Source organism: Streptomyces laculatispora, from assembly GCF_017353455.1.
In the GTDB taxonomy this organism is placed as follows: domain Bacteria; phylum Actinomycetota; class Actinomycetes; order Streptomycetales; family Streptomycetaceae; genus Streptomyces; species Streptomyces laculatispora.
In genome coordinates, this window is record NZ_JAFMPZ010000175.1 from 1 (window position 1) to 8,744 (window position 8,744).

General features: G+C 70.0%; 7 protein-coding genes. All 7 read left to right on the forward strand.

The window, feature by feature from the left end:
- The coding region (locus J1C73_RS10190; protein ID WP_207316045.1) for an RICIN domain-containing protein at positions 1–2,102 on the forward strand (2,102 nt) is incomplete at its 5' end.
- 90 nt (positions 2,103–2,192) lie between these two features.
- Positions 2,193–3,509: a ThuA domain-containing protein gene (locus J1C73_RS10195; protein WP_207316046.1), complete on the forward strand. Its 1,317-nt coding sequence runs from the start codon at positions 2,193–2,195 to the stop codon at positions 3,507–3,509.
- Positions 3,510–3,696: 187 nt separating this feature from the next.
- Positions 3,697–5,280 (forward strand): ABC transporter substrate-binding protein, encoded by a 1,584-nt coding sequence (locus J1C73_RS10200; protein WP_207316047.1) that lies wholly within the window; start codon positions 3,697–3,699, stop codon positions 5,278–5,280.
- The gene (locus J1C73_RS10205) at positions 5,277–6,230 is read left to right on the forward strand and encodes an ABC transporter permease (protein ID WP_207316048.1); all 954 of its coding nucleotides are present in this window, start codon (positions 5,277–5,279) and stop codon (positions 6,228–6,230) included. The genes J1C73_RS10200 and J1C73_RS10205 overlap by 4 nt, the downstream gene beginning before the upstream one ends.
- On the forward strand, positions 6,227–7,114 hold the full coding sequence (locus tag J1C73_RS10210) for an ABC transporter permease (protein WP_207316049.1): 888 nt from the start codon (positions 6,227–6,229) through the stop codon (positions 7,112–7,114). Before J1C73_RS10205 ends, J1C73_RS10210 begins: the two co-directional genes overlap by 4 nt.
- Entirely contained in the window at positions 7,111–8,226 is a 1,116-nt protein-coding gene (locus tag J1C73_RS10215) for an ABC transporter ATP-binding protein (RefSeq protein WP_207316050.1), read from the forward strand. The genes J1C73_RS10210 and J1C73_RS10215 overlap by 4 nt, the downstream gene beginning before the upstream one ends.
- The coding region (locus J1C73_RS10220; protein WP_372446672.1) for an ATP-binding cassette domain-containing protein at positions 8,223–8,744 on the forward strand (522 nt) is incomplete at its 3' end. The genes J1C73_RS10215 and J1C73_RS10220, both read left to right, overlap by 4 nt.

Consider the following 8,744-nt stretch of genomic DNA (forward strand, 5'->3'; position numbering starts at 1 on the left):
TCGCCCAGCCGGCCGGCAGTGCGGCGGCCGGCTGGGCGACCGTCGTCAACAGCGGCAGCGGCAAGTGCCTGGACGCCCGCTCCGCCGCGACCGTCAACGGCACCGCCGTCCAGCAGTACACGTGCAACAACTCCACCGCCCAGCAGTGGAGTCTGACCGCGACCAGCGGCGGCTACGTGCGCATCAACAACCGCAACGACGCCAACCAGGTCGTGGACGTCAGTGATGTGTCCACCGCCGACAACGCCGCCGTCCACCTCTGGGCGTACGGCGGCGGAACCAACCAGCAGTGGCAGCCCGTCGACGAGGGCGGCGGCGCCTACCACTTCGTCAACCGCAACAGCGGCAAGTGCCTGGACGTGCCCGCCGCCTCCATGGCCGACAGCGTCCAGCTCGTCCAGTACACCTGCAACAACTCCGCGGCCCAGCGGTTCCAGGTCACACCTGTCGCCGCCACGCCGGGCGATGCCGACCTCGGGCCGAACGTGGTGGTCTTCGACCCGTCGATGCCGTCGTCCACCATCCAGGGCCGGCTCGACACGATCTTCCGGCAGCAGGAGACCAACCAGTTCGGCAACCAGCGCTATGCGGTGATGTTCAAGCCGGGTACGTACAGCAACGACGTCAACGTGGGCTTCTACACCCAGGTCCTCGGACTCGGCCAGTCGCCCGACTCGGTGACGATCAACGGCGCCGTCCACGCCGAGGCGGACTGGTTCCCGCCGCAGAACGCCACCCAGAACTTCTGGCGCGGCGCCGAGAACCTCTCGGTGAACCCGACCGGCGGCACCGACCGCTGGGCCGTGTCCCAGGCGGCCCCGTACCGGCGCATGCATGTGCGCGGCAATCTGGCCCTGGACGACGGCGGCTGGGCCAGCGGCGGCTTCATGGCCGACACCAAGATCGACGGCCAGGTGCGGTCCGGTACGCAGCAACAGTGGATCACCCGTAATTCCACGCTCGGCAGCTGGACCGGCTCCAACTGGAACATGGTCTTCGTCGGCAGCCAGGGCGTCCCGGCCACCAGCTTCCCCAACCCGCCCTACACCACGGTGAACCAGGCACCCGTGGTCCGGGAGAAGCCCTTCCTGTACGTGGACGGCAGCGGCGCCTATCAGGTGTTCGTCCCGGCCCTCCGTAACAACGCCTCGGGCACCACATGGGCGGGCGGCAACGCCGCGGGCACCTCGCTCTCCATGGACAAGTTCTTCGTGGTGAAGGCGGGAGCCACGGCCGCACAGATCAACGCCGCGCTGGCCGACGGGAGGAACCTGCTGGTCACCCCCGGTGTCTACCACCTCGACCAGACCCTGAAGGTGACCAGGCCCGACACCGTCGTCCTGGGTCTCGGCCTCGCCACGTTCATTCCGGACAACGGCGTCACCGCGATGACGGTGGCGGACGTCGACGGGGTCAAGGTCGCGGGCATCCTCTTCGACGCCGGGACGACGAACTCGTCGACCCTGATGGAGGTCGGCCCGGCCGGCTCCTCGGCCGGGCACGCGGCGAATCCGACCTCACTGCACGACGTCTTCTTCCGGGTCGGCGGCGCGGCCGTGGGCCGGGCGACCACCAGCCTGGTGGTCAACAGCGACAACGTCATCGGCGACCACATGTGGATCTGGCGCGGCGATCACGGCACCGGCATCGGCTGGAACAGCAACAAGGCCGACACCGGACTCGTCGTCAACGGCGACGACGTGACGATGTACGGACTGTTCGTCGAGCACTACCAGAAGCACCAGACGATCTGGAACGGCAACGGCGGGCGCACGTACTTCTACCAGAACGAGATGCCGTACGACGTGCCCGACCAGGCGTCCTGGATGAACGGCTCCACCCAGGGCTACGCCGCCTACAAGGTCGCGGCCTCGGTCACCAGCCATCAGGCGTACGGGCTCGGCAGCTACTGCTACTTCAGCTCGAACCCGGCCGTGGCGGCCGAGCACGCCTTCGAGGTCCCGGACAACCCGAACGTGCGGTTCCAGAGCATGGTGACCGTCTCGCTCGGCGGGACAGGAACGATCCGCCACGTCATCAACGGCCGGGGCGGTCCCTCCAACTCCTCCTCGAACGTGGCCAATCTCGTCAGTCATCCCTGAGTTCCGCGACGTCCCCAGGACACCCCGGGCCGGATGCGACTCCCGTCGCGTCCGGCCCGGCCCCACCCGGTTCGCAAAGGACGGTTTCGTATGAACACACCCAGGGCCGCCGCCGGACACCGCGGAGGCACAGGCCGGCTGTACCGATGGCTGCTCCTGCTGCCGGCACTCCTGCTGGGGCTCGCCACGGCCCCCGCGCAAGCCGCGCCGATGGCCCAGCAGGCGCCCGGCTTCAAGGTGATCGCCTTCTACAACGGCACCTGGGACGCGGCTCACATCAGCTTCGTCCAGGAAGCCAACCGGTGGTTCCCCGCCACCGCCGCGGCCAACAACTTCTCCTACACCTCCACCAACGACTGGGAGCGGCTGAGCACCATCACCCCCGACCAGTACCAGGTGGTGCTGTTCCTCGACGACGCCCCGCAGACCGCCGCTCAACGCGCCGGATTCGAGAGGTACATGCGCTCCGGCGGCGGCTGGATGGGCTTCCACGTCTCCGCGTTCACCACCGCGGCCCAGGAATGGCCCTGGTACTACGACCAGTTCCTCGGCAGCGGCAACTTCAGCTCGAACACCTGGGGACCGACCACCGCGGTGCTGCGCACCGAGGACCGGACGCACCCCTCCACCACGGGCCTGCCCGCCACCTTCACCTCGTCGGTCAGCGAGTGGTACTCGTGGCAGCACAACCTCCGTGAAAACCCGGACATCAAGGTGCTGGCATTCGTCGACCCGGTGAGCTTCCCGCTGGGCACGGACCCGAACCAGTCCTGGTACAGCGGCGACTACCCGGTCCTGTGGACCAACACCGGCTACCGGATGCTGTACGCGAACTTCGGCCACAACGCCATGGACTACGGCTCCGGAACCACCCTGTCCTCGACCTTCGCCAGTGAGACGCAGAACCGGTTCGTGGTGGACGGGCTGAAATGGCTGGGCGGCGGCGGGGGAGGCACGGCGCCCGGGGACCCGATCTCCGAGACCTCGGCGTACACCCTGGTCGCCGCGTCGAACGGGAACTGCGTGGACGCGCGCGCCGCGGCCGCCGCCAACGGCACCGTGATCCAGCAGGACACCTGCAACGGCACCGCGGCCCAGCGGTACCGGTTCGCGGCCACGGACAGCGGCCATGTGCGGATCAACGCGGACGGTGACGTCCGGCAGGCCGTCGACGTGGTGGACGTGTCCACGGCCGAGCAGGCCCCGCTCCAGCTGTGGACCTACGGGGGCGGCGCGAACCAGCAGTGGAAGCCGGTACGGGAGGCCTCGGGCGCCTACCACTTCATCGCCCGGCACAGCGGCAAGTGCCTGAGCGCACCGGCGTCAGCGGCCGCGGGCGTCCAACTGGTCCAGCGCTCCTGCGACGGCTCGACCGCGCAGAGCTTCCGGCTCGTCCCACAGAGCTGACACCGGCGGGTGCGGCAGGCGGCTTCGCGCCTTCCGCACCCGCCGCTATCCGGTCGTCAGAAAAAACCGTCCGCTATGTGAGCACCCCTCTTGCCTTGCGGACTGTATGCGAAATACGGTCTGCGATATTCCTTGATCACCCCTTGGCGGGAGGTAGGCCCTCGTGCGCCGAAAAGCGATTGCCCTGGTGGCGGTTGTACTGGTGTCCCTCACCTCGGGCTGTGCGTCGCTGCAGTCCTCGGCGACCGAGGTCGGCGGTGTGCGCAAGACCGACGACCGGCCCGTGCGCGACGGCGGGACACTCACCGTCGCTCTCAACTCCGACCCGGACAAACTCGACCCGACGCTCGCCCAGACCCTCGTCGGCCGCACGGTCTTCGCGGGCATGTGCGAGAAGCTCTACGACATCGACGAGGACGGTGTCGTCGTGCCGCAGCTCGCTGCCGCACTGCCCACCACCTCGGCCGACGGCCGCACCGTCACCCTGAAGGTGCGGCGCGGCCCGAGGTTCAGCGACGGCACCCGGCTCGACGCCGCGGCCGTCGTCACCTCGCTGCTGCGCCACCGCGACCTCCCCGGATCCGCCCGCGGCACCGAACTCGCCCCGGTCAGCTCCATCGAGGCCACCGGCCCGTACACGGTCCGGATGAGGCTCAAGCAGCCCTATGTGCCCCTCACCGGCGTCCTCGCCGACCGGGCCGGGATGGTGATGTCACCGGCCGCGCTCAAGAAGTACGGCAAGAACTTCACCAACCACCCCTCCTGCGTCGGACCCCTCCGGTTCGTCGAGCGGGTCGGCGGCGACCGGATCGTCCTGAAGAAGGACCCCAACTACTACGACGCGGACAAGGTCCACCTCGACGGGGTCGTCTACAAACCCATCCCCGACGGCAACGTCCGGCTTGCCAACCTGCGCTCCGGCGACCTCCAGGTCGGCGACCAGATGGGCCCCGTCGACGTACAGAGCTCCCTCACCGAGCCGGGGCTCCAGCTCTTCAACTCGCCCTCGCTCGGCTACCAGGGCATCGGCCTCAACGTCGGCAACGTCAAGGGCCTCGGACAGAAGCCCGGCAGGCTCGACACCCCGATCGCCCGGGACGTCCGCGTCCGCGAGGCGTTCGAGCTCGCGATCGACCGCGACACCCTCAACAAGGTCGTCTTCCAGGGCATGTACGAGCCGGCCTGCGGTCCGATCTCCCCGCAGTCCGCCATCGCCCCCGGCATCAAGGCGCGGGACTGCCCGAAGCGTGACGTCGCCAAGGCGAAGGAGCTGCTGAAGCAGGCGGGGGTGAGCACCCCGCTGAAGATCGAACTGAAGACCTCCACCACCCCCGAACAGGGACGCGTCGGACAGGTCCTCCAGGCCATGGTCAAGGAGGCCGGATTCGATCTCTCGCTGCGGCCCACCGAGTACGCCACCATGCTCTCCGAGACCGACGCAGGGGACTACGACGTCTTCACCAGCGGCTGGTCCGGCCGGCTCGACCCGGACGGCAACGTCGCCAACTTCCTCAAGACCGCGGGCGCCATGAACGCCTACGGCCTCGGCGACCCGGAGATCGACAAGCTCATCGCCGAGGGCAGGACGGTCTCCGACCCGGCCCGGCGCACCGAGATCTACGACGAGCTCACCCGGCGCGTCCAGGACGCCCACACGATGATCTACCTCTACCGGCAGAAGAACTATGTCGTCGCCTCGAAGGACGTCGCGGGCATCCGCGTCTACGGCGACGGACTGGTCCGGGTCACGACTGCGGGGTACACCCGATGACGAAATACCTGCTGACGCGCCTGCGCCAGTCCCTCATCACCCTCTTCCTCGTCTCCATCGTGGTCTTCGCCGGAATCCGGGCACTGCCCGGCGACCCGGCGCTCGCCCTGGCCGGTGAGGAGCGCAGCCCCGAGGCGCTCACCGCGATCCGGGAGGCGTACGGCCTCAACGACAACATCGTCGTGCAGTACGGACGGTTCATCGGCCACGCCCTCACCGGCGACCTCGGCACCTCCTCCCGGACCGGGCTCCCGGTCGCCGACGCGATCGGCCAGGCCCTCCCCGTCACGCTGGAACTGGCCGCGCTCTCGCTGCTGCTCGCCGTGGTGCTCGGCATCGGCGCCGGCGTGATCGCCGCCGTACGGCGGGGGAAGCCCGAGGAGTGGATCGCCAACGTCATCGCGCTGATCGGCCTCTCCATCCCGACCTTCTGGCTCGGCATCGTGCTGGTCCTCGGATTCGCCATCGCCGTCCCGGTGTTCGCCGCGTCCGGATACGTCCCCTTCGGCACCGACCCGGTCGACAACCTGCGCCGCATGGTGCTGCCCGCGATCGTGCTCGGCTCCGGACTCGCCGCCGTCGTGATGCGCCAGACCCGGGCCGCGATGCTCGACTCGCTCTCCGCCGACTACGTACGGACGGCCCGCGCCAAGGGCCTGTCGAAACGGTCCGTCGTCGGCGGGCACGCACTGCGCAACTCCCTCGTCACGGTGGTGACCGTGCTGGGGCTCCAGCTCGGCCACCTGATCTCCGGCGCGGTCGTCACCGAGCAGATCTTCGTCCTGCCCGGCTTCGGCAAGCTCACCATCGACGCCGTCTTCACCCGTGACTACGCCACGCTCCAGGCCGTGGTGCTCTGCACCTCCGCCGCGTACATCCTCATCAATCTGCTGGTCGACGTGGTCTATTCGGTCATCGACCCGCGCATCCGGCTCGGAGGTGCCCGGTGACCGCAGCGACCCCAGCGCTCCCCGCCCAGCAGACCGCGAAGCGGCGGTCCGGCGGCGGCAGACTGCGCGCCCTGCGCAGGAACAGGCTCGCCCTGACCGGCGGCGTCATCGCGGCCGTCTTCATCCTGGTCGCACTCCTCGCCCCGCTGATCGCCCCGTACGACCCGTCCCGGCCGGACTTCGGGAACGTACTGGCCCAGCCCGGCTGGTCCCACTGGCTCGGCACCGACGACCTCGGACGCGACCAGCTCTCCCGGATCGTCTACGGCGCGCGCGCCTCCATGCAGGTCGGGCTCGTCGCCGTCGTGCTGGCCTTCGTGATCGGCGTACCGCTGGGGCTGGCCGGCGGCTACTACGGGAAGTTCACCGACGGTGCGATCTCCCGGCTCACCGACACCATGCTGGCGTTCCCGTTCCTGGTGCTCGCCGTGGGCCTGGCGGCGATCCTCGGCCCCTCGCTGACCAACGCCACCATCGCCATCGGCATCTCGCAGATCCCCGCAGTCATCCGCATCACCCGGGCCGAGACCCTGCGGCTCAAGCACGTCGACTACGTCGGCGCGGCCATCGCCAACGGCGGCGGCGACGGGACCGTGCTGTTCCGGCACATCCTGCCCAACGCCACCTCCGCGCTGATCGTCCAGGCGACCGTCGGCATCCCCGCCGCGATCATCGGCGAGGCGCTGCTCAGCTTCCTCGGCCTCGGGGTCCAGCCGCCGGACCCGTCCCTCGGCGTGATGCTCTCCGGCGCCCAGTCCTTCCTGGCGCCCGCGCCCTGGCTCGCCGTCTTCCCCGGCCTGGCGATCGTCGCGGCGACCCTGGCCTTCAACCTGCTCGGCGACGGACTGCGGGACGTCCTCGACCCCCGTGGAGGGACCCGATGACCGAGACCGTTCTCGCATCCGTACGGGAGCCGGCGGCCGAACCCGTCCTGAGCGTCCGCGACCTGTCGGTGTCCTTCCGCTCCGACACCCGGACCGTGCACGCCGTCGACGGCGTCTCCTACGACCTCCACCCCGGCGAAGTGCTCGCCGTGGTGGGGGAGTCTGGGTGCGGAAAGTCCGTCACCTCGATGGCCGTGATGGGGCTGCTCCCGCCCACCGCGCACATCGGCGGCTCCATCAGGCTCGGCGGCCGGGAACTGGTCGGCGCACACGAGAAGGAGCTCCAGAAGATCCGCGGCAAGGACATCGCGATGATCTTCCAGGAGCCGATGACCTCGCTCAACCCGGTCCTCACCATCGGCCGCCAGATCGGCGAGGTACTCCGCAGGCACCAGGGGCTGAGCAGGAAGGAGGCCAGGGAACGGTCCGTGGATCTCCTCGGCCTGGTCGGCATCCCCGCCCCGCGCAGCCGTATCGACGAGTACCCGCACCAGCTCTCCGGCGGGATGCGCCAGCGCGTGATGATCGCCATCGCCGTCGCCTGCGACCCCGCCGTCCTCATCGCCGACGAGCCGACCACCGCACTCGACGTGACCGTGCAGGCCGGCATCCTCGAAGTCCTCCAGGCCCTGCGCGAACGTCTCGGCACCGCGATCGTCCTGGTCACCCACGACCTCGGTGTCGTCGCCGACGCGGCCGACCGGGTGCTGGTCATGTACGCCGGGCGCCCCGTCGAACAGGCCCCCGTCCACGACCTCTTCGCCACCGCGAGGCACCCGTACACCCGCGGCCTGCTCGGTGCCGTCCTGCGGCCCGGCGGCGAGGGGAAGCGCCGGCTGCCCGAGATCCCCGGCCTGGTGCCGAGCCTCGACAGCCAGCCCGACGCCTGCACCTTCGCACCCCGGTGCAGCCGCGCCGACGACAGCTGTACGAGCGGCAGGCCGGGCTTCCGGTCCGTCGACCCGGAAAAGGGCGCGGACGCGGCCCACCGCACGGCGTGCCGGCACCCGTACGCGGCCGACGAGGCGTCCGACGTCCTCACCGCCACCCCCGCCGCGGACCGCACCCCCGTCGCCGGGCCCGCCCGATCCGACCAGGAGGCCGGAAAGTGACCGCAGCACAGACCGTCCCCGCCCCGCGCGACAGCGCACAGGGCACCGCGGACCAGCAGCCCGTGCTGCGGATCGACTCGATGGAACGGCACTTCGCCGCCTCGGGCGGCGGCACCGTCCGAGCCGTCGACGGCGTCTCGATCACCATCGGCCCCGGCGAGGTCGTCGGCCTGGTCGGCGAGTCCGGCAGCGGCAAGTCGACCGTCGGCCGCTGCGCCGTACGCCTCGACGAACCCACCGCCGGCACCGTCCACATCAACGGCACCGACATCACCCATCTCTCCCGCCGCGCCCTGCGCCCGCTGCGCAAGGACTTCCACCTGGTCTTCCAGGACCCGTCGTCCTCGCTCGATCCGCGCATGACCATCGGCCAGATCATCGCCGAACCGATCAAACTGCACCGCCGGGCCCGCGGCCCCGCCGTACGGACACGCGTCGAGCAGCTCCTCGGCCAGGTCGGGCTGCGCCCCGAACACGCCGACCGGCACCCGCACGAACTCTCCGGCGGCCAGCGCCAG

What these genes read in the sequence shown, in the direction of transcription:
- J1C73_RS10195 (WP_207316046.1), top strand. Translation starts at nt 2,193, where the DNA reads ATGAACACACCCAGGGCCGCCGCCGGACACCGCGGAGGCACAGGCCGG.
- J1C73_RS10215 (WP_207316050.1), top strand. Translation starts at nt 7,111, where the DNA reads ATGACCGAGACCGTTCTCGCATCCGTACGGGAGCCGGCGGCCGAACCC.
- J1C73_RS10205 (WP_207316048.1), top strand. Translation starts at nt 5,277, where the DNA reads ATGACGAAATACCTGCTGACGCGCCTGCGCCAGTCCCTCATCACCCTC.